The 20,039-nt window shown below is 59.5% G+C and carries 14 protein-coding genes; 6 read left to right on the top strand and 8 right to left on the bottom strand.

The window, feature by feature from the left end:
* Positions 1 to 497 precede the first annotated feature (497 nt).
* From GX444_18125 to GX444_18100, 6 genes are all read right to left on the bottom strand, one after another.
* Entirely contained in the window at positions 498 to 1,967 is a 1,470-nt protein-coding gene (locus GX444_18125) for a VCBS repeat-containing protein (protein ID NLH50498.1), read from the bottom strand.
* 72 nt (positions 1,968 to 2,039) lie between these two features.
* Positions 2,040 to 4,487 carry an endopeptidase La gene (lon, locus tag GX444_18120; protein NLH50497.1) on the bottom strand — a complete coding sequence of 816 codons (2,448 nt, stop codon included), beginning with the start codon at positions 4,485 to 4,487 and terminating at the stop codon, positions 2,040 to 2,042.
* Positions 4,488 to 4,506: 19 nt separating this feature from the next.
* On the bottom strand, positions 4,507 to 5,763 hold the full coding sequence (gene clpX, locus GX444_18115) for an ATP-dependent Clp protease ATP-binding subunit ClpX (protein NLH50496.1): 1,257 nt from the start codon (positions 5,761 to 5,763) through the stop codon (positions 4,507 to 4,509).
* A complete protein-coding gene (locus tag GX444_18110; GenBank protein ID NLH50495.1) occupies positions 5,760 to 6,377 on the bottom strand; it encodes an ATP-dependent Clp protease proteolytic subunit in 618 nt (205 codons plus the stop codon). The genes clpX and GX444_18110 overlap by 4 nt, the downstream gene beginning before the upstream one ends.
* Positions 6,378 to 6,445: 68 nt before the next feature.
* A complete protein-coding gene (gene tig, locus GX444_18105) occupies positions 6,446 to 7,819 on the bottom strand; it encodes a trigger factor (protein NLH50494.1) in 1,374 nt (457 codons plus the stop codon).
* Positions 7,820 to 7,960: 141 nt separating this feature from the next.
* Entirely contained in the window at positions 7,961 to 9,076 is a 1,116-nt protein-coding gene (locus tag GX444_18100; protein NLH50493.1) for a hypothetical protein, read from the bottom strand.
* 182 nt (positions 9,077 to 9,258) lie between these two features.
* Between GX444_18100 and GX444_18095 the strand changes: the two genes are divergently transcribed.
* Positions 9,259 to 10,458 carry an exo-alpha-sialidase gene (locus tag GX444_18095; GenBank protein NLH50492.1) on the top strand — a complete coding sequence of 400 codons (1,200 nt, stop codon included), beginning with the start codon at positions 9,259 to 9,261 and terminating at the stop codon, positions 10,456 to 10,458.
* Positions 10,451 to 12,727, top strand: coding sequence for a DUF4434 domain-containing protein (locus GX444_18090; protein ID NLH50491.1), 2,277 nt, complete (start codon positions 10,451 to 10,453; stop codon positions 12,725 to 12,727). Before GX444_18095 ends, GX444_18090 begins: the two co-directional genes overlap by 8 nt.
* A gap of 474 nt (positions 12,728 to 13,201) precedes the next feature.
* Here the strand turns inward: GX444_18090 and GX444_18085 are convergent, their stop codons facing one another.
* Complete coding sequence (locus tag GX444_18085) at positions 13,202 to 14,011, bottom strand: hypothetical protein (protein ID NLH50490.1); 810 nt, start codon at positions 14,009 to 14,011, stop codon at positions 13,202 to 13,204.
* 240 nt (positions 14,012 to 14,251) lie between these two features.
* Between GX444_18085 and GX444_18080 the strand changes: the two genes are divergently transcribed.
* The 4 genes from GX444_18080 (at position 14,252) to eno (ending at position 19,000) form a co-directional block, all read left to right on the top strand.
* A complete protein-coding gene (locus tag GX444_18080) occupies positions 14,252 to 15,895 on the top strand; it encodes a DUF4388 domain-containing protein (GenBank protein ID NLH50489.1) in 1,644 nt (547 codons plus the stop codon).
* A 9-nt stretch (positions 15,896 to 15,904) separates the two neighbouring features.
* Complete coding sequence (locus GX444_18075) at positions 15,905 to 16,267, top strand: hypothetical protein (protein NLH50488.1); 363 nt, start codon at positions 15,905 to 15,907, stop codon at positions 16,265 to 16,267.
* 138 nt (positions 16,268 to 16,405) lie between these two features.
* Positions 16,406 to 17,608 carry an ornithine--oxo-acid transaminase gene (gene rocD, locus GX444_18070; protein ID NLH50487.1) on the top strand — a complete coding sequence of 401 codons (1,203 nt, stop codon included), beginning with the start codon at positions 16,406 to 16,408 and terminating at the stop codon, positions 17,606 to 17,608.
* Positions 17,609 to 17,716: 108 nt separating this feature from the next.
* A complete protein-coding gene (eno, locus tag GX444_18065) occupies positions 17,717 to 19,000 on the top strand; it encodes a phosphopyruvate hydratase (protein NLH50486.1) in 1,284 nt (427 codons plus the stop codon).
* 417 nt (positions 19,001 to 19,417) lie between these two features.
* Here eno and GX444_18060 read toward each other — a convergent pair whose 3' ends face one another.
* Positions 19,418 to 19,972 carry a hypothetical protein gene (locus GX444_18060; GenBank protein NLH50485.1) on the bottom strand — a complete coding sequence of 185 codons (555 nt, stop codon included), beginning with the start codon at positions 19,970 to 19,972 and terminating at the stop codon, positions 19,418 to 19,420.
* Positions 19,973 to 20,039: the final 67 nt, after the last annotated feature.

Here is a 20,039-nt window from a genome sequence, read left to right as displayed (position 1 = left end):
TTTAATACTTACGAGTGGCCTCCCATTGGCGATCATAGTTAAATCGGAAGTCACGGATAAATAAGCGAAAATTATTCGTTTCGGCAAATCCGGCGGAGGGTTTGGCGGAGAGGTGAAATCGCGGCTGCTAAGCCGCTCTTACAGTCGCCGGCTAGTCACCGGGGCTTCCGTTGTGGTTACCGGCTGGCGCACGGAAAGATGGAACAGGTTATCGATATTTCCTAACGTCCCGTCAGGGACGATTGAATCTAGCCCAGCGTTTCAACGCTGGGGATGAACGCCGCGGATTTATTCGTCCCGTCAGGGACGTGCCTCGACACATGATTCACCACGAAAAATATGGGAGATCATTCGGACGTACCTACGGCACGAAGAAAAATGGCGCGAACCAAAACCCAGCGTTGAAACGCTGGGCTATTTTCAATCATGCCTACGGCATGAAGCACCAAGGTCGACAGGCGCCGGTGGCCTTCAACATCGCGGGCGGAAGCCCGATCTCACGGCTTGTTGAACAGCACCAGGATGCGGCCGCGTTTGGCCGGGTCGGCGGTGTCCCAGGCGTAGAAGTCGGCGCGGCAATCGCCGTTGAGGTCGCGCAGGCGGCTTTCGCCCCAGGGTTCGACGGCCGCCGAGATGATCGGCGCGTTCGAGAACGACAATTTCCCCTGGTTCTTCCAGATCGCGAAGCCGTTGCCGTGCTGCATGAACAGGTCCGGCAGGCCGTCGGCGTCGAAATCCTCGCCGTAGTTGGGCGGATAGCCGACGAAGGTGATGCCGCGATCGGTATTCATCTTCATGGTGATCTCGCGGGTCGTCTGCGGATCCTTGCCGTAGAAGCCGGGGCCGCCCAGGTAAACCTGAATCTTCACCTTGAGCATCTGCGTGGTCAGCATCCGCGCCATCTGCATCAAGCCGACCTCGATCAGCGGCATGAACATTTCTTTGTTGCCGTCGCCGGTGACGTCCCAATAGCGCAACATGACGATCAGGCCGTCGCGGTCGGTCGCGTAGGCGGGCGTGGTGTTGAACCCGGCCGGGTTGCCGGCGTAAATGCGCAGGGCGCTCTTGAAGTTGGTCAGCGAGCCGCCCAGCTTTTGCAGAATCAGATCCGGATAGCCGTCGCCGTTGAGGTCCTCCACGGTCGAGACCACGTTCATGTTGTCGTTGCGCCGTTCCTGCTCGGTCAGAAAGGGAAAGTACAGCCGCTCGCCCTTTTCGCGAAACATCCCGTTTTCGAGCGGATGGCGCCAGATTTCCTCGCCCTGGGTGAAATAAAGCTCGCGGCCGCGTTTGCCGACGACCAGCATCCGCTTGGGCAGGTTGAAGCCCCCCTGAAGCTGGTCGCCGATTTCGTTGTCCGTCTCGCGGTTCTGAACACTCAACCACCCGCGCGCGTGCAGCGCGACCTGGCCCACTTTCGCCCATTCGCCCTTTTCGCCGCGGCCATAGAAGGGCATGACGCCGTAATCGGGAAAGGCGACCTCCGGCTGCCCGTCGCCGTTCCAGTCGCGGGCGAAATCCTCGTAGGGAACGTAGCCGTCGAAGGACGGAAAGAGCACGCCCGTGCCGTGCTTGATCAGCGTCGTCCATTCCGGCCTGGTTCCCGCCCGCGGCGTCAGACTCTGCACCTGCCATTTGCGCAGCAGCACCAGTTCCTGCAGGCCGTCGCCGTCCAGATCGGCGGCGTCGAACAAGCAGGCGTCCGCCGGCAGCGTCAGGTCGAAATCCGGCGACGCCGCGTAACCGGCCGGCTGGGCCAGGAACACGGCCAGATGCGGCTGGGCGTTCGGTTTTTCGCCGGTGGCGTGCGGAACCAGCAAATCCTGCCGGCCGTCGCCGTTGAGATCGATGGGCACCACCAGAAAGACGCGGCCGTCGACGGCCGGGCTCTGGCTGACGAAGCCGGCGGCCGCCGCCGAACCGGCCAGCAGCGCGAGCAACCCAAAAATCGCCAGGACTTTCTTCATCGGCTTATCTCCCGGATGAAGCCAAACGGATTGTGGGGTAATCAATAGGCGAATTGTGACAAAGCCGCGCGCTTACAACAAGCGGGCGGTGCGGTCGCCGGCCGGGTCGTTGAGGACCGACGCGGGCTCTTCGGCCAGTTCCCGGCTTTCGATGAAAAGCTGCTCGGGATTCTCGACCGCCAGGGCGTGGCGCAGCACCTCGTCCACGCTGTCGACCAGCACGATTTCCAACTGCTTGCGCACCGTGGCGGGCAGATCGCGCAGGTCTTTTTCGTTCTCGCGCGGGATCAGCACCTTGCGAATGTCGTTGCGCCGGGCGGCGATCAATTTTTCCTTCAGGCCGCCGATCGGCAGCACGCGGCCGCGCAGGGTGACCTCGCCGGTCATGGCCACGTCGCAACGCACCGGCAATTTCAGCAACGCGCTGGCGATGGCGGCGGTCATGGCGATGCCGGCCGACGGGCCGTCCTTGGGGATGGCGCCCTCGGGCACGTGCACGTGGACGTCGATCTTCTGGTAGAAATCGTCGGGCAGCCCGAGCATCCGGCTGCGGCGGCGCACGTAGGACAGCGCGGCCTTGGCGCTTTCCTGCATCACCTCGCCCAGGTGGCCGGTGACGGTCAACTTGCCGCTGCCGGGCATGGCCGCGACTTCCACGGCCAGCAGTTCGCCGCCGGTTTCGGTCCAGGCCAGGCCGTTGGCGATACCCACGAGGTTCTGCGCTTCCCGCTGCTGTTCGCGGAAGCGGTGCACGCCGAGAAAGCGCGGCACGTTCGCCTCGGTGACGCGGATTTTTTCCTGCTCGTGGCCGGCGCGGGCGACCTGGCGGGCCGCCTTGCGGCAGATCGAGGCGATTTCGCGTTCGAGGTTGCGGACGCCCGCCTCGCGGGTGTAGCGGCGGATGAGCAGCAGCAGCGCGCCGTCGGTGAAGGTGACGTCCTTGTCCTTGAGGCCGTTGGCTTCCTTCTGTTTCGGCACGAGGAAGCCCTTGGCGATCGCCAGTTTTTCGTGTTCGGTGTAGCCGGGCAGGCGGATCAGTTCCATGCGGTCCAGCAGCGCCGCCGGAATGGCCTGGGTGGTGTTGGCGGTGGCGACGAACATCACGTCCGACAGGTCGTAGTCGAGGTCGAGGTAGTGGTCGTTGAAGGCGTGGTTCTGCTCGGGGTCGAGCACCTCGAGCAGGGCGCTGGTCGGATCGCCGCGGAAATCGCTGCTCATCTTGTCGACTTCGTCGAGCATGAAGACGGGATTGTTGACGCCGGCGCGCTTCATCATGTTCATGATCTTGCCCGGCATCGAGCCGATGTAGGTGCGCCGGTGGCCGCGGATTTCGGCCTCGTCGCGCACCCCGCCCAGGCTGACGCGCACGAACTTGCGGCGCGCGGCGCGGGCGATCGACTTGCCGATCGAGGTCTTGCCGACGCCCGGCGGCCCGACCAGGCAGAGGATCGGCCCCCGCATCTTGCCCACCAGCAATTGCACCGCGAGATATTCGAGGATCCGCTCCTTGACCTTTTCCAGGCCGTAGTGATCCTCGTCGAGAATCCGCGCCGCCTCGTCCAGGTCGATCGGCTCCTCGCTGCGCTCCTGCCACGGCAGCGCCAGCACGGTGTCGATGTAGTTGCGCACCACCGCGGCCTCGGCCGACAGCGGGCTCATCATCCGCAGTTTTTTCATTTCGGACTGGAGCTTTTCGGTCGCCTCGGCGCTCATCTGTTTTTTCTTGAGGCGTTCTTCCAGATCGCGCAGTTCGGCCTTGAACTCGTCGCGCTCGCCCAGTTCCTTCTGGATGGCCCGCATCTGCTCGTTGAGGTAGGCCTCCTTCTGCGAGCTGGAAATCTGTTGGCGGACGCGGGTGCGGATTTTGCGCTCGACCTGGATGATCTCGATCTCGGCGTTAATCAGGCCGAAGATTTTCTGCAGGCGCTCGCCCGGCGCAAGGGTTTCCAGCAGTTCCTGCTTCTGGGCCAGCTTCAGGCTCAGGTGCGGCGCGACGGCGTCGGCGAGCCGGCCTGGATCCTCGATGGAGGCCAGCAGGCTCAGCAGGTCGCGCGGCAGGCGCGGGTTGATTTTGATCAGGCCGTCGAACTGTTTGAGGGCCTCGCGCATCAGCACCTCGGTTTCGACCGTGGTGTCCTCCTCATTGGCGAGTTCCTCGATATAGGCGAGAAAATAGTCGGTGTGGGGGAGGAAATCGCGGATGCGCGCGCGGCCCTTGCCTTCGACGAGCACCTTGACCGTGCTGTCGGGGAGGCGCAGGAGCTGCACGATCTTGGCGACGGTGCCGACGCGATAGAGGTCGCTTTCCTCGGGCTCGTTGTCCTTGGCGTCGATTTGCGCCGCCAGCATGATGAGCTTGTCCTTGCCCGCGGCTTCGTCCAGGGCGGCGATGGAGCGCGACCGCCCGACGAAAAGCGGCACGACCATGCCGGGAAAAACCACCATATCGCGGAGGGGTAACAGGGGCAGAACGCTTCGTCGGCCTTCGCGCAACAGATCGCCCAGACTGGATGACGCCATGGCCTACCTACCCGCCCGATTAATCGGGCGCCGCCTTTTTTTCGTAGACGACCAGCGGCTGTTCCTTGTTGCTGACGACTTCCTCGTTGATGACCACTTCGCGGACGTTGGCCTGGCTGGGGATCTCGTACATGATCTCCAGCATCGTGTTTTCCATGATCGAGCGCAGGCCGCGGGCGCCGGACTGACGGCGCAGAGCTTCGCGGGAAATGGCGCGCAGGGCGCCGTCGGTGAAGGTCAGGTTGACCTTTTCCATTTCGAACAGTTTGAGGTACTGCCGGACCAGGGCGTTGCGCGGTTCGGTCAGCACGCGCATCAGGTCGTTTTCGGTCAGTTCGTGCAACGTGACCACGACCGGCAGGCGGCCGACGAATTCGGGGATCAGGCCGTATTTGAGCAGATCCTGCGGCTGCGCCTGCTGCAGGATTTCGCCGATTTTCATTTCCTTGGTGCTTTTCACCTCGGCGTCGAAGCCGATCGACGACTTGCCGATGCGGCGCAGGATGATCTCTTCCAGGCCGTGGAACGCGCCGCCGCAGATGAACAGGATATTGGTCGTGTCGATATTGAGGAAATCCTGTTGCGGGTGCTTGCGGCCGCCCTTGGGCGGCACGTGCGCGACGGTGCCTTCGATGATCTTGAGCAGGGCCTGCTGGACGCCTTCGCCGGACACGTCGCGGGTGATCGACGGGCTGTCGGATTTGCGGCTGATCTTGTCGATTTCGTCGATGTAGATGATGCCGCGCTTGGTGCGCTCGATGTCGAAGTCGGCGTTTTGCAGCAGGGCCAGGATGATGTTTTCGACGTCCTCGCCGACGTAGCCGGCCTCGGTCAGGGTGGTGGCGTCGGCGATGGCGAAGGGCACCTGCAGCACCTTGGCCAGGGTGCGGGCCAGCAGGGTCTTGCCGCTGCCGGTCGGGCCGACCATGAGGATGTTGCTTTTTTCGAGTTCGACGTCGCCGGTTTTGCCCTGGTAGTAGATGCGCTTGTAGTGGTTGTGGACGGCCACGGCCAGCGAGCGCTTGGCCTGGGTCTGGCCGATGACGTATTCATCGAGCGCCCGGGCGATGTCGCGCGGGGCCGGGATGGTGCTGGTGTCGACCTGTTCCTGGTCGAACTGGTTTTCCTCGGCGATGATGTCGTTGCACAGTTCGATGCATTCGTCGCAGATGTAGACGTTCGGGCCGGCGATGAGCTTGCGGACATCCTTCTGGTTCTTGCCGCAGAAGGAGCAGAACAGGTTGTGGTTGCCGTCTTGCTCGTTTCGTTTTCTCATCGGATCTTCCCAATCTTCTCGTCGGTTTGGGCGCCCGGCCGCTTTTCCAGCACGGCGTCGATTAAACCATAATCCTTCGCTTCGGCGGCGGTCAAATAAAAATCGCGCTCGGTGTCGTGGGCGATTTTCTCGACGTCGCGCAGGGTGTGCTTGGCCAGAATCAGGTTGATGGCGTGCCGCAAGCTTTCGATCTGCCGCGCCGCGATCTCCAAATCGGTGGCCTGGCCGGAAAAACTGCCGATCGGCTGGTGCAGCATCACCCGGCTGTGCGGCAGGGCGTAACGCTTGCCGCTCGCGCCGGCGGCCAGGAGCACCGCGGCCATCGAGGAGGCCTGCCCGACGCACAGGGTGCTGACCGGGCTCTTGATGAACTGGATCGTGTCGTAAATGGCCAGACAGGCGCTGGCGTAACCGCCGGGGCTGTTGAGGTACAGCGAAATGCCGGAATCCGGGTCTTCCGATTCGAGGAAGAGAAGCTGGCTGATCACCAGGTTGGCGACCTCGTCGTCGATCGGCTGGCCGAGCAGGATGATCCGATCCTTCAGCAGGCGGCTGTAAATGTCATACGACCGCTCGCCGCGTCCCGTTTGTTCGATAACCATCGGAATCAGCATCGTTTTTTCTCTCCGCTCGGCTTCGCCTGATCCGCCCCTCGCCGGCGAATCGAGCTTTTTTCCCGGGGCTATTCGTCTTTCTTTTCGCCGGCTTCGTGATCGTGATCGTGGTGGTCGTGGTCGTGATCATGGTCGTGATCGTGAACGTGCACCACCGGCTCCTCCCAGGTCGTCTGGGCGTGCGCGAGCAGCAAATCGACGATCCGTTCGTCGAGCAACTCGTCGCGCAGATATTCTACCATATTTTCTTTCTGGTAATAAGCGGCGACTTCGGCCACCGAACGCTTCTGTTCCGCGGCCATCTTTTCGTACCGCGCCTCGAGATCGTCGTCGGTGATCGCGATGCCTTCCTTGTCGGCGATCGCCTGGAACAGGAAGTACGACATCACTTCCTTTTTCGCGTCGTCGGCGAAACGCTTGCGCAACTCCTCGTCGAGGGAGGCGTCGCGCTGGATCGGAATGCCGGCCATGGCCAGCTCGATCTTGTAGTTGCGCACGAAGTGCTCGATCTGCCGGTCGACCATCGCCGGCGGCACCTCGATCGGGAATTTTTCGGTCAGCTTGGCGATGACTTCCTTGCGCGCGTTGCGCCGCGTCCGCGCTTCCTCGCCCGCCAGAATGTCGTCGTGGATCTTCTGCCGCAGTTCCTCCAGGGTGTCGGCCTGGCCGGTGTCATGGGCGAATTCGTCGTCCAGGTTGGGCAGTTCCTTCTTCACGATGGCCTTCAGGATCACTTCGTAATCGACGGTCTGGCCGGCGAGATCCTCGCGGCCGGCGCCGGCGGGGTATTCCAGTGACAGCACCTTGGTTTCGCCCACTTTCATGCCGACCACGCCCTCGGCAAAGCCGGGAATGAACGTGTGGCTGCCCAAATCCAGCAGGAAATTCTCGTGCGCGCCGCCGCGCACCGCTTCGCCGTTCTTCGTGCCCTTGAAGTCGATGCGCACGTGATCCGCGGCCTCGGCCGTGTCGCGATCGGTGATGTCGGTGTGCGTGGCGAGTTGTTCGCGCATCATGTCCAACCGGGTGTCGACCGCCTGCGGCATCACCTCGGCCTTTTCCCGCTTGATTTCCAGGCCTTTGTACTCGCCCAGCTCGATGTCGGGCCAGGTTTCCATGACGGCGGAAACCACCAGATTGCCGGCCTCGTCCAGCTCTTCTTTTTCCAGTTCCGGACGGCCCAACAACCGGATTTTCTGCTCCTCGAGCACCTGCGGCAGGCGTTCGTTGACCAGATTGTGCTTGACCTCTTCCTCGGCGTAGGCGCCGAAGCGGCGTTTCACCATGGCGATGGGCGCCTTGCCGGGGCGGAAGCCGGGGATGCGCGCCTCATGGCGCACCTGCTTGAAGACCTTTTCCATTTCCTGACTGACGGCCGCGGCCTCGATGGTCAGGGTGACGCGCGTTTTGATCGGCGAAATCTTTTCCACTTGCACGGACATCGTTTGCCTCTAATCCACGGGTTGAGAGTCGGAATAAACCCCTTAAAAGAAAGGTGTTTATAACCTTATGGGGACGGGGGGTCAAGGGACCGCGCGGCCGGCGCCGGCCGATAATTATTAGTCGATCGTTTCTATCCTATATTACCGCAGGTCCACACGGACGTTGGCGTGCACGAAATCCCGCTGCTCTTTCGCCGCAACGTGAAAATGGAAAAAGCGGGGATTTCCGGCGTAGTCGTAAACCAATGTTTGGTAGTCTTCCGCCCGCAGGTTATCCCAGCGGTGATGGCGGCCGTTCAGGCCGAGCCGCCGCCATTCCTTCGCGTCGTAGGCGAAAGACACCTCGGGAAACGCTTCAGCCCATTTTTGCAGGCATTTTTCGCGCGCCTTTTCGACCAGGTTCGCCAGGCCGATTTTATCCAGAATGACATCCAAAGCGCCGATGACCTTCGCGCCCGCGGTCGGCGGGATGGAAAATACGGCCGCGATTCGATTTTTGAAAGACTCCCAATCCGCCGCCTCGCCCGCCCGCGGCGTTTTTTGCAGTTCCTCGTAAACCCGCCCGGCCGCCGCCAGAAAAATATCGCTGTTTTTACGGACCACTTGCGCCGCGTCGCTTTGCCGGGTGAATTTCCACGTCGTCTGGCTTCGATCGGGGTAGGTCTGCGCCTGCAGGTGCCCCATCGGCACCATGTTGTTGGTCAGGCTGAAAACGGTGTCCCATTCGCCACCGGGTCGAAACACCTCGATGCAATCGATGTCGTTGTCGGGCTGGCAATTGCGGCCGGAAAAACCCTGGTGCGCCCAGGTGTCGGCGAAGGTATGCAGCGCCACGCCCAGGCGGATCAATTGCAGTTCGCGCGGACCGTCGTTTTTTTCGCGGGCGGCGACCACCAGTTCGCGGGCGAGTGGCGAATCGGGAGCGACCAGATAATCGAAGAATCCCTGGGCGGTCGGCTGACTTTTGGAAAAGGGCGGTAAAAAGTGAAAGGGCACGTATACCTTTTTCTGCATCTCCATGTTCGGCAAAATCGCTTCCTTCGGCGAATAATGCGCGGTGCAGATGGGATCGAACCGCCCTTCCGCATCGACCCGCAAACCCGGAATCGCCGGCAGACCGTTGACCCGCAACGGCTGCCATTCGGTCGCATCGTCGGTGTACTGCGAGGCGTACGCGATGATCTGCGCTTCCTCGGGCAAAAAACCTGCTTTGACGGCCAATACCTTGACGCAACAATAATGAAACGCGATGTCCATCAGATTCCTCTCCAATCTCCGGGTAAATCCGTTGCTATAAAAATGTCGGGATGATGAAACTCAATAGGATGTAATAATATTAAATATACCATCGTTTGCCGATTTGGCAAGAATAAAGATTGTGATTCTCCAAGAAAATATGTTAATGATTTTTCGGCAACCCTGAAAATGGATCGTCCCTCATGCAACGTATACTTTTGCTGTTGTTTGCCTGTCTGTATGCCGGCGTCGCCGGCGCCGCCACCCTCGTCAACGACGTCACCTTGCACGATCAGACCCTGCCCGCCATCGCCGTCGATGGCGAAACGGTCTACGTCGTCTGGCAAGACGGCTCGACGTTCCAAGCCGACGTGCGGCTCGCGGTCAGCGAAAACGGCGGCCTCAGTTTCGAGCCCTCGGTCATGCCCGACGAACCGGCGCCGTTCGACCAGATCGCGCCGGACCTCGCCGTGGCGCCGGGCGGCGACCTTTATCTGGTTTGGGCCGATTGGCGAAACGAAGCCGATTACGACCTCTACCTGGCGGTCAGCGAGGATCATGGCGCTTCGTTCGCTGCTCCGCGCCTGGCGCCGGCCGCCGTTTCGGGCACACAGGTCGAACCGTCGATCGCCGTCGGCGACGACGGAACGATCTACCTGGCCTGGGCCGACAACCGCCGTTCGACGGCCGAGGACAGCGGCATCCGGTGGGACGTGCGCGCCGCGGTCAGCCGCGACGGCGGCCTGACGTTTGCCGACGAAACGACGCTCAACCCGGCCGACGACGTGTTCGCCTTGTTTCCCGAAATCGCGGCCACGACGGACGGCGCGGTGGCGGTCTGGTTCGACTTGAGCCGGCGCATCTGGGCGCGGGTCAGCCGCGACGGCGGCGTCACCTGGGACGAGCCCATCCGCTTGGATCTCGACGAGGGCGCGCGGGCCGACTTTCCCCGCGTGGCGGCCGCCGGCGACCGGATCGCGGTCGTCTGGAACGACGCCGCCGAAAGCGCGGCCGGCCAGGATCCCTCGCTGGTCTACAGTTCCGGCCGGTGCAACGACGTTTACCTCGCCCTGAGCGAAGACGGCGGCCTGACCTGGTCGACGGCGACGCGGGTCAACAGCGAACTGCAATTGAACCAGCAGTACCCGACCGCCGCCTTCGACGGCACCGCGCTGCTCGTCGCCTGGTCCGACGACCGTAGCGTGGGCGATTACACCATCCAGGGAGTCGTCGCCACTTCACCTTGGGACTGGCCCGCCGCCGATACGCAATGGGACGACTACGCCGGAGTGACCCTCCGCGATCGGCCCGACCTCGCCGGCCGCGCGCTCGTCTGGCAGGACGCACGGAGCGGCGACTGGGACATCCACTTTTCCTGGATCGAGGAGCGCGCCCATGAATAACACCGGCCAGCTTTTCCGCTTGTGGTTCGTCGCGCTGCTCGTGGCCCTCCTTTTCTCCCTCGCGGCCTGCGAAACGGATTCCGATGACGATTCTTCCGCCGACCAGGGTGATGACGACGACAATGACGATAACGATGACGATGACAACGACAGCGCCGCGCCGACGCTGCCGCCGTTGGATTTGGTGATCGTCGATCCGATCTACTGGCTCGACAAAACACGCGACGACATGGCGGCCGAATTGGACGCGATGCGAAACGAAAACGTCGGCGGCCTGATCTGGCGCTGGACCGCCCGCCAGGACCGCGTCACCTACCCGTCCGACGCGTTCGTTCCTTTCGTCTCGATGGCCGAAACCGATCCGTTAGCCGTGTTGCTGGAACTGGCCGCGGCCCGCGGGTTGACGGTTTACCTGGGATTGTCGGCCGAGCGGCGGGTCGGCGAGTTTTACGCCGACCCGATCGAGCCCGAAGCGGCCCGCGTCGAAACGCTCGTCGCCGAACTGGCCGGCCGCTACGGCGATTCCGCCGCGCTGCGCGGCGTGTACATCCCCTACGAATTCGTGCCGGCGCCCGACGAAAACGAGACGCTTCTGGTGACCCGGATCGTCGGGGCCGTGCGCCGCGCGCGCGCCGACTGGCAGGTCCTGATGACCGTGCGCTATCCCGGTTTTCCGGAATACCGCGTGCTGCAGGAAGTCTGGCGCCACCACGGCACGATGGGCTTTTTCCTCGACTGGATCGACGACGGCGATTACCGCCGGACATGGACGATCCGCGTGGTCGACGCCTTGAAGACGGCCGGGATCGACATCGTCCTGGTGGCGATGCGCCTCGGTTCGCACCTGAACGACCTGGCCGGCGCGATGCAGGATTTGGACATGCTGACCGAGGGCCGGGAAGCGCTGGGCGGCTCGTTCGCCCTCTGGACGCAGGTCGATTTGTACGACTCGCTGGGCGGCGACCGAATGCGCACCGCCTTCGGGCCGCTCGACGACCTGACGATCGACTCCCAGGCGACGGTCGACGCCGCGGGGCGCGTCGGTTTCGGCTGGGATTACTGGCGCAACGCCGACGGTTCGCTGCACGGCATTTCCGCCGTCGGCGAACCGGAATTGCTGGCCAAGGCCGAAGCGGTGCGCGAGCATCTGCTCGGCAATACGCTGCGTGACGGACAACTCGCCACGGTTCTCGACGGCCAGATTCCGGTCAATCTGTTCGGCAACGTCTGGCAGGAAGACACCTGCTGGCTGACGGGCCTTTTTCTCAGCGTCGAGAGTTATCGTTATGCGGTGACCGGCGATCCCGACGCCCTCGCCTCGGCGAAAGCCCTCTGGAAGGCGCTGCTGCGGATGGCCGACGTCACGCCCAAGCGCGGCGAAGTGGTCCGCAACTGGTCGCGCTACCTGTACGATCAGACCGACCCGGTCGAACCGGGCGCCGACACGATCAAGCGCTGGTACAAGCACCCGACCAAGGAAATCTATTGGATCGGCGACGTCAGTGTGGATCAGCTTTCGGGGTATTTTCACGGGCTGGCGACTTTTTACGACCTGGCGGCCGATGAAACGGAACGCGAGGAAGTGCGATCGATCACCGAGGCCATTATGGGCGACATCCTCGATCACCACCTGCACGTCGTCCAGTTCGACGGCCAGCCGACCACCTACGGCAATCTGCTCGCGGCGCCCGAACTGGCCGCCGATTTCCTGCTCATCGCCTGGCACGTCACCGGCAACGAACGCTACCTCCGCGAGTTCCGCCGGCAGACCTACGTCGAGTATCTCGATATCCGCGCGATCTTCTATCACTACGCCATGCACTTCATCGCGCAAAAATACGAAGGGCAGCATTTCCAGGACAGCGGTTACGCGCACCTCTTCGAGTACCTCGACGATCCGGCGGCGTTTCATCGCTGGATCTGGGCCTTGGAATACGTGTACCAGGGTTCGTTCTTGTTCGGGAACACGGCCGCCAATTTCACCCACCAGATGCATGTGCCCGATTCGGGCGGCGCGGCCCGCGCCCTGGCGGAATTGAACGATTTCGACCCGGACTTATTAGAAAACGGCCTTTGGTTCCGAAAAATCAATCAGACCTGGCCTGAGAATTCGTGGGTCGGGATGGAATCACGCCCGGCGGTCGAGTACGAATGGACCTGGTCGCCTCACGGAACCACCACACAGCGCGGCGGTCCGACCTATCGTTTTACCGGCGTCGGTTACCTACTGACTTATTGGCAAGGTCGTTATATGGGATGGATTCGCTAAAAATTCAATATATTAGCGCATTTATGGCCAGATAGAAAGCACTGAGCAAGCAGTGCATGAAAAATGAACTTATTGATAACTAAAATACATTTATAAGCACAAGAAAGACCACAAAACAGCCGGCATTCTATATTCCAGTTGCCATTTGCTATCCATAGCAATCAATATAAGCAGTTATCTACTTCAAATTTTCCACGATTCAATTCAAACCATTTCATTGAGCATTTCTACCTCCGCAAATCTTCATTGCATAAATTGAAATCATTTTTTTTCACTTACAATTACCTTCCTATCAGCCAAAACAACATTATAGATAGCATAAAAGCAACATTGATCTATATTAACAGCCAAAATTAACCATCAAACGTATAAAACAGATAAGATTAACTGGCCATTGATCGACAATGATACATGAATATACAGATTATAATTTACAATGTTTGAATTGGAGAAGGAGTTGATTGCAGAATCAAATCATTGTGAGTTGGCGTTTCCAACCCCTGCCAAATAATAAAGGCTATTGATTAACAATTTGGCGCCATTTGCGGTCAGCAGGTTGGGCGACATTTCGTAGCCCCAATAAATATAGATCTTTTTCTGAAGGACGATGCCTGAATAATCGGTGCCGACCGGGCGGTTGGCGAGCAAGGTCACATCGGCCGGAGCATCCAACGCATCCAAATAATGCAGGCGTACGCCGGATGCAAACAAGGCGATCGTTTCGCCGTTCGTCACATTAAGGCCGTAGGGCTTCGTGAAAACCGGATGGCTGGCGTCCTGGACGACGGTATCGGTCACGTCGAACTCGGTAAAACCGTTGTCCCAACCGGCGTAAAGCCCCAACCCGTTGAAGAGGTAGCCGCCGCCCTCGAAGACTCCCAGGATTGGCAGGCCCGTCTCATCGATCGTCGTGACGTCGGCGGCCGAGTACCACCGGCAACTGGTGTCGACAAAAAGGACATCGGCGGATGAAAAATCGGTGGTGGCTATTTCGTCTTCCAGGATCGACGAGAACCGAAGCTTGTACGATTCCAGCATGGTTTCATAAGCGGGGACATCCGAGACGTTGCGCGTGATCATCACCACGTTGATTTCGTCCGACGAGGTATCGTCGTCATCGTCGGCGGTGGTGTCGTCGTCGGCCGCGTCATCGTCGGAAATGCCGCCCGGATTGTCGTTTTTCGGCACGGACGCTTTTTTTTCGTCATCGGATCCGCCGCAGGAAACGAGCAACGCGAGCGAAAGCAGCAACGAAATCAAAACCAAAAATCGCCAGGTCTTCATGTTTTTCATCCCGTTCGATAATTCCAATTAACAATATAAACGTTGGCAACCTCCGGGCAAGCCCTCGCCGTTAACGGTTGGGTTCCGGTTTTTCCTTCCGACGGGAAAAATTCTTTCCGGATGGATTCATCGGCAGGTATCTCCCGTTGACACGACTGCCATTACCCCTTTAGGATGACTCTAATTAGGGGAGGAGCGATTTATCGCGCACATCGTGAGTTTCAATGAATGGGGGAGACTATGCCTGAATCCACGATCCGTGACGGATATGTGAAAGGATCGTTGACCCAAGTGCCGTTCGCCAAGGTCCTGAACTTCATCAATCAGGCCGGCAAAAGCGGTATTTTGGCGTTGAGCCAGGGCAAACGAAAGGTTCACATTCACTTCGATCGCGGGGAGATCGTCTACGTCACCAGTTCGTATTTCCCGGACATGTCGCTGGGCGATTACCTGGTCAAGGAAGGCAAAATCTCAAAGGAAATAAACGACGAATCGGTCGACAATTGCCGGCAGGATAAAACCAAGCAGGGCGCCTATCTGGTCGAAAAGGGCCATCTCTCGCCGCACGAACTTTACGAAGCATTGAACAAGCAGGTCACCGAAAAATTGTTCAAGCTCTTTTTGTGGGCCGAGGGGGAATTTTTCTTCCGCGAGGGCGAAATCATCGGCGAGGAACACCGGATTCTGAATATCAGCTTCCCGAACCTGCTGTATCGCGGCATCCGTTTTTATTTGCCGCTGGACCGTCCGCCCGTGGAATTCCGCGGCCGGAAGGAAGATATCATCGTCAAACGCTTTGCCGGCCGTTACAAAATCGAGGACCTGAAACTCGGGCCGGCGGAAGTCCGGATTTACAATCTGGTCAACGGCGAACGGACGCTGCGCCAGATCGTTTCCCTGGCCAACATGAACAAACGCATCGCCTACAAGGTGCTTTACGCGTTGTACCTACTGGAAATGGTCGGCTTCCCCGAAGCGTTCCGCAGCGACCGCATCACGAAAATGGCCAAGGAAAAGCGCACCCCGCGGACGGCCGGCGGCGGCTTTGAAATCAGCATTTCCAACGACCTGATCGCCGAGGCGATGGCCAGCGTCGACCGCATTCGCGAGGAAGTCCAGAAAGACGACGAGTTCGAGGATTTCGAAGAGCCCGAACGCCCGGCGCGCGTCGCCAAACCGGCCAAGCCGGCCAAACAGACGGTCGAAGCCGATTTCGTTTCCAAGGTCGATCAGAGCCTTGGCGCGGCAACGCCGCCCCGTCGCGAATCGATCCGTCCCGAAGCCCCGGTGGTCGATCCTTTTGCTCAGGCGCCCGTCGCTCGGGCGGCCGAAACGCCGACCGGTCACGATTTGTTCGGCGACGCGACGCTCGAACCCCCGGCGTCGCCGGCCGAGAAAAAATCGGCGATCGCCGACGATCTGGGCTTCGGAGCGGAAACGGACGCCTTCGGAACCGAGGAATTCAGCGCCGAGGAGCCCGAGCCCGACAGCAGCTTGTTCATGGACGTCGACGACTACAGCAATCCCGAAGACCTGATCAAGCAAGCCGGTTATCTGCTGGACGACGGCAACTGGACCGAAGCGCGCCGGTTCCTGACCAAGGCGCTGGACCTGGACGAGAATAACGCCGATGCTTATGCTTTGCTGGGCTGGGCGATTTTCAACGATGAAGCCGACAACAATCGCGTCAATCAGTCCGAACAGATCATCCGCAAGGGAATGCGGATCAACCCCGGGCGGTACTTGCACTTTCTCTACCTGGGAAAGATCTACGCGGCGATGAAGCAATACGAATTCGCCGAGCTGCATTTCGTCAAGGCGTTGGAACTGAATCACGAATGCAGCGAGGCCAAGGACGAAATCAAACGCATCCACCAGCGTTGATAGGCGAACATGGCGGAAACAATACCGGGTATTTTCGATCAACTCCGTTTGAATCGTAAACGCTACCTGCGTTTCTTCATTATCTCGGTCTTGTTGATCATGGTCGGGTTTTTAACGATCCTGGCCTTTCCCATCTACAAGATCGTCCTTCTGCTGATGCTCTTTCCGACCGTCCTGGGCGGTTATTCGTCGGGGGTGTTTTTCCGCAACCTGGTGAAAGAGTATCTGATTTCCATCCGCCGCCCCGCCGAGGATGCGGAATTGGGTTCCATCCTTGCCGGCATTGCCGCCGGCATCGTCGGCACGGTCGGCCTAGCCGGCATCCAGGTGTTGTTTGTCTTGTTGTTGCGTTCCGCGGGGATGATCGCCTAGCGTCTCCACCGCTCGTCCGCTCGACCCAATTTTTTATCAACTTATTGAAATGATTCGATTTTCAGTGAGTTGACAGTTGCCGTGAGCCCGTTTAACGTCGCCCCGAGCCAAGTGAATACTCGAACCGAGGTGACAGCGATGAGTAAAACACAAGAAATAATCCATCTGACCAACCAGTACAGCGCTCACAATTACAAACCTCTTCCCGTAGTAATTTCCGAAGCTAAAGGAGTCTGGATGACCGACGTGGAAGGCAAACGGTATCTCGATTGCCTCTCCGCCTACTCCGCCGTCTCGCACGGCCACGGCCATCCGCGGTTGCTGAAGACTTTAAAGGAACAGGCCGACAAACTGGCCGTGACCAGCCGCGCGTTTCACAACGATCAGTTCGGTCCCTGGGCCAAGGAATTGTGTGAATTGTGCAAAATGGAAATGGCGGTGCCGATGAACACCGGCGCCGAAGCCGTGGAAACCGCCCTCAAAGCCGCCCGCAAGTGGGGCTATCGGGTGAAAGGCGTCCCGCGCTACCAGGCGAAAATCATCACCTGCCGCGAAAACTTTCACGGCCGCACCACGACCATCGTCAGCTTTTCGACCGACGATCTTTACAAGGAAGACTTCGGCCCGTTCACGCCGGGCTTTGAAACCATTCCCTTCGGCGACGCCGCGGCGCTGGAAAAAGCCATCGACGAGAACACCGTGGCTTTTCTCGTCGAGCCGATCCAGGGCGAGGCGGGCGTGATGGTGCCGCCGGCGGGCTACCTGAAAAAAATCCGTGAAATCTGCACGAAGCGCCAGGTGCTGCTGATCTTCGACGAAATCCAGGTCGGCCTGGCCCGCACCGGAAAAATGTTCACCTGGATGCACGAGGACGCCAAACCCGACCTGATCACCCTCGGCAAGGCCCTGGGTGGCGGCATACTGCCGATCAGCGCCTGTGTGGGCTCGGCCGAGGTGCTCGGCTTGTTCCGGCCCGGCGAACACGGCTCGACCTTCGGCGGCAACCCGCTGGCTTGCGCGGTTTCACGCGAAGCGATGCGCATCCTGGTCGAAGAAAATCTGGCCGAACGCGCCCGGCAATTGGGCGAACGGCTCAAGGCGGGGTTGCAGGCCATCGCCTGCCCGCAGATTAAAGAAGTGCGCGGCAAGGGCCTCTTGCTGGCGGTGGAATTGAAAGCCGGCAAATGGACGGCCCGTTCGGCTTGCGAAGCCCTGCAGGCCGAGGGCATTCTCTGCAAAGAAACCCACGAAACCACGATTCGTTTCGCGCCGCCGCTGGTGATTCAGGAAGCGGAAATCGACCTGATCATCCGCGCCGCGAAAAAGGTATTCGAAAGTTGACCGATGAAGGTTAATTCGACGGTAATCCTTGCCGGCACGAAAAAAGGCGTTATGTCTATGTTGACTATCCGCAAGGCGGCTTTGCCTCACATTCACAAGGAGTAGACGATGGCGAAAATCACCCGCATCCTCGCGCGCGAAATTCTCGACAGCCGCGGCAACCCCACCGTGGAGGTGGATCTCTGGACCGACACCGGCGTCATGGCTCGCGCGGCCGTTCCGTCCGGCGCCAGCACGGGCGTTCACGAAGCGCTCGAACTGCGTGACGGCGACAAAGGCCGTTACCTGGGCAAAGGCGTACTCAAGGCGGTCAACAACGTCAACGAAATCATCGCCAAGGCGGTCGTCGGCCAATCGGTGTCCGACCAGGCCGCGCTCGACAAATTGATGATCGACCTCGACGGCACCCCGAACAAAGGCAATCTCGGCGCCAACGCCATTCTCGGCGTGTCGCTGGCGGCGGCCCGGGCGGCGGCGCAAGTGGCCGGCGTGCCGCTCTACCAGTCGATCGCCCATTCCGACAGCGCGACCTTGCTGCCGGTGCCGATGATGAACATCCTCAACGGCGGCGCCCACGCGGCGAACAACGTCGACGTGCAGGAATTCATGATCGTGCCGGCCGGCGCGCCCTGCTACCGCGAGGCGCTGCGCTACGGCGCCGAGGTGTTCCACACCCTGAAAAAAGTGCTGACCGAAAAGGGTTACGCGACGGGCGTCGGCGACGAAGGCGGCTTCGCGCCCAATTGCACCTCGAACGAAGAGGCGCTGCAGCTCGTGGTGAAGGCGATCGAAAAGGCGGGGTACAAACCCGGTGTCGATGTCTTCATCGCCCTGGACGTGGCGGCCAGTGGCATGTTCGAGGACGGCGCCTATTCGCTGCCGGCCGAAAAGATGCTGAAGGTTTCGGCGGCCGACGTCATCAACCTGTACAAGGGTTGGATCGCCAAGTACCCGATCATCTCGATCGAGGACGGCCTGGCCGAGGACGATTGGGCCGGTTGGAAACAACTGACCGTCGAACTGGGTCATAAGGTGCAACTGGTCGGCGACGATCTGTTCGTCACCAACCCGACCCGTCTGAAGCGCGGCATCGACGAAAAGATCACCAATTCCATCCTGATCAAACTCAATCAGATCGGCACGCTGACCGAGACGCTCGACGTCATCAACATGGCCCGCGAAGCCGGGTTCACCCAGGTCGTCAGCCACCGCAGCGGCGAAACCAGCGACACGTTCCTGGCGACCCTCGCCGTGGCGTGCAGCACCGGCCAACTCAAGACCGGCAGCGCCAGCCGCAGTGAACGCCTGGCCAAGTACAACGAACTGCTCCGGATCGAAGAAGAACTGGGTTCCCAGGCGCGGTGGATCGGCAAGAACGTCTTCCCGCGTTGACCGAAGTTTTCCGGCAACCAATCCCGAAGCGGATCGCGGTCCGCTTCGGGATTTTTCTGCCTCCCGCCATTCTCCCGTTTTCCGCGGAATAAAAAAGATGAAAGGTCGGCAGCTCCCGATGTGCCACACTTTCAACCGAGGAACGAGGTGGAAGGTGTGGTGAAACATTCTCCACTAATTTTGTCTTATTCGCGTTCATTCGCGTGTATTCGTGGTTAAAAACCCAGGTGGTTTTATCGAAAAAAGACAAAATTGGAGCCACGAATAAACACGAATGAACACAAATGGGAAGAAAATATCAGTTTTAAATCGTGACCCTCATTCGCGGTTATTGGCCTCTCCCGACGGACCACACCTTCAACCGAGGAACGAGGTTGAAGGTGTGGTTCGTTATGTTTCTGATAGTTGGTTGATTTTTCATTTCTCAAGGATAGTAAAAATGCTTCCCTCACAATCAGCCGCATACCAACGTGCGCTCGACCATTTCCAATCCGTCGTGCGTGACGCCAAATTTTTACGAACTGGGTTGCCATGAATGTAGTCGATAATTTTTTGAACCATCGGTTCTTGGAGTAAGTTTCGATCATACCCACCACTTTGTTGCCAGAATTGAAAATGTTTTTTCCCGTTTGCCGACATGATTGTCAATCGTTCCAGCCAACGCAAATCATTTTGACGCAGCCAATTCCTGGCTTTTACCGCGACGGGTTGTTTTACCGATTGCAGGAATTTGGCGATATCATAAATATCCTTGTTAGGTGCAACCAGCAGGTGAATATGCTCCGGCATGATGACGTAGGCCAAGAGGCGATAATCGTGCTTCAGGCAAGCTCTTTCCACGGCATCCATTAACCAGTGACGTGTTCGATCTTTTGTCAATAATGGCAATTGTCGATAGCAAGAAAAAGTCAAAGCATGGCTGTGACCGGGAATGTTGAAATGGCGAAGGTGTTTTTGTGGAAGGTTGATCATTTTCTAGAAAATAAATGATATCGCACGGGAAAGTACAGACCACACCTTTCCGCAAGGCGTAAAGGTG

The sequence above is a fragment of the Myxococcales bacterium genome, from assembly GCA_012517325.1.
Taxonomy (GTDB): Bacteria; Lernaellota; Lernaellaia; order Lernaellales; family Lernaellaceae; genus JAAYVF01.
The sequence above is the reverse complement of the archived record's forward strand: the minus strand, read 5'-3'. Positions and strand labels throughout refer to the sequence as shown.

Bases quoted from the DNA above. Each gene is read 5' to 3' on its own strand.
- GX444_18125 (NLH50498.1), bottom strand. From the start codon at position 1,967: ATGAAGAAAGTCCTGGCGATTTTTGGGTTGCTCGCGCTGCTGGCCGGT.
- lon (NLH50497.1), bottom strand. From the start codon at position 4,487: ATGGCGTCATCCAGTCTGGGCGATCTGTTGCGCGAAGGCCGACGAAGC.
- clpX (NLH50496.1), bottom strand. From the start codon at position 5,763: ATGAGAAAACGAAACGAGCAAGACGGCAACCACAACCTGTTCTGCTCC.
- GX444_18110 (NLH50495.1), bottom strand. From the start codon at position 6,377: ATGCTGATTCCGATGGTTATCGAACAAACGGGACGCGGCGAGCGGTCG.
- tig (NLH50494.1), bottom strand. From the start codon at position 7,819: ATGTCCGTGCAAGTGGAAAAGATTTCGCCGATCAAAACGCGCGTCACC.
- GX444_18100 (NLH50493.1), bottom strand. From the start codon at position 9,076: ATGGACATCGCGTTTCATTATTGTTGCGTCAAGGTATTGGCCGTCAAA.
- GX444_18095 (NLH50492.1), top strand. From the start codon at position 9,259: ATGCAACGTATACTTTTGCTGTTGTTTGCCTGTCTGTATGCCGGCGTC.
- GX444_18090 (NLH50491.1), top strand. From the start codon at position 10,451: ATGAATAACACCGGCCAGCTTTTCCGCTTGTGGTTCGTCGCGCTGCTC.
- GX444_18085 (NLH50490.1), bottom strand. From the start codon at position 14,011: ATGAAGACCTGGCGATTTTTGGTTTTGATTTCGTTGCTGCTTTCGCTC.
- GX444_18080 (NLH50489.1), top strand. From the start codon at position 14,252: ATGCCTGAATCCACGATCCGTGACGGATATGTGAAAGGATCGTTGACC.
- GX444_18075 (NLH50488.1), top strand. From the start codon at position 15,905: ATGGCGGAAACAATACCGGGTATTTTCGATCAACTCCGTTTGAATCGT.
- rocD (NLH50487.1), top strand. From the start codon at position 16,406: ATGAGTAAAACACAAGAAATAATCCATCTGACCAACCAGTACAGCGCT.
- eno (NLH50486.1), top strand. From the start codon at position 17,717: ATGGCGAAAATCACCCGCATCCTCGCGCGCGAAATTCTCGACAGCCGC.
- GX444_18060 (NLH50485.1), bottom strand. From the start codon at position 19,972: ATGATCAACCTTCCACAAAAACACCTTCGCCATTTCAACATTCCCGGT.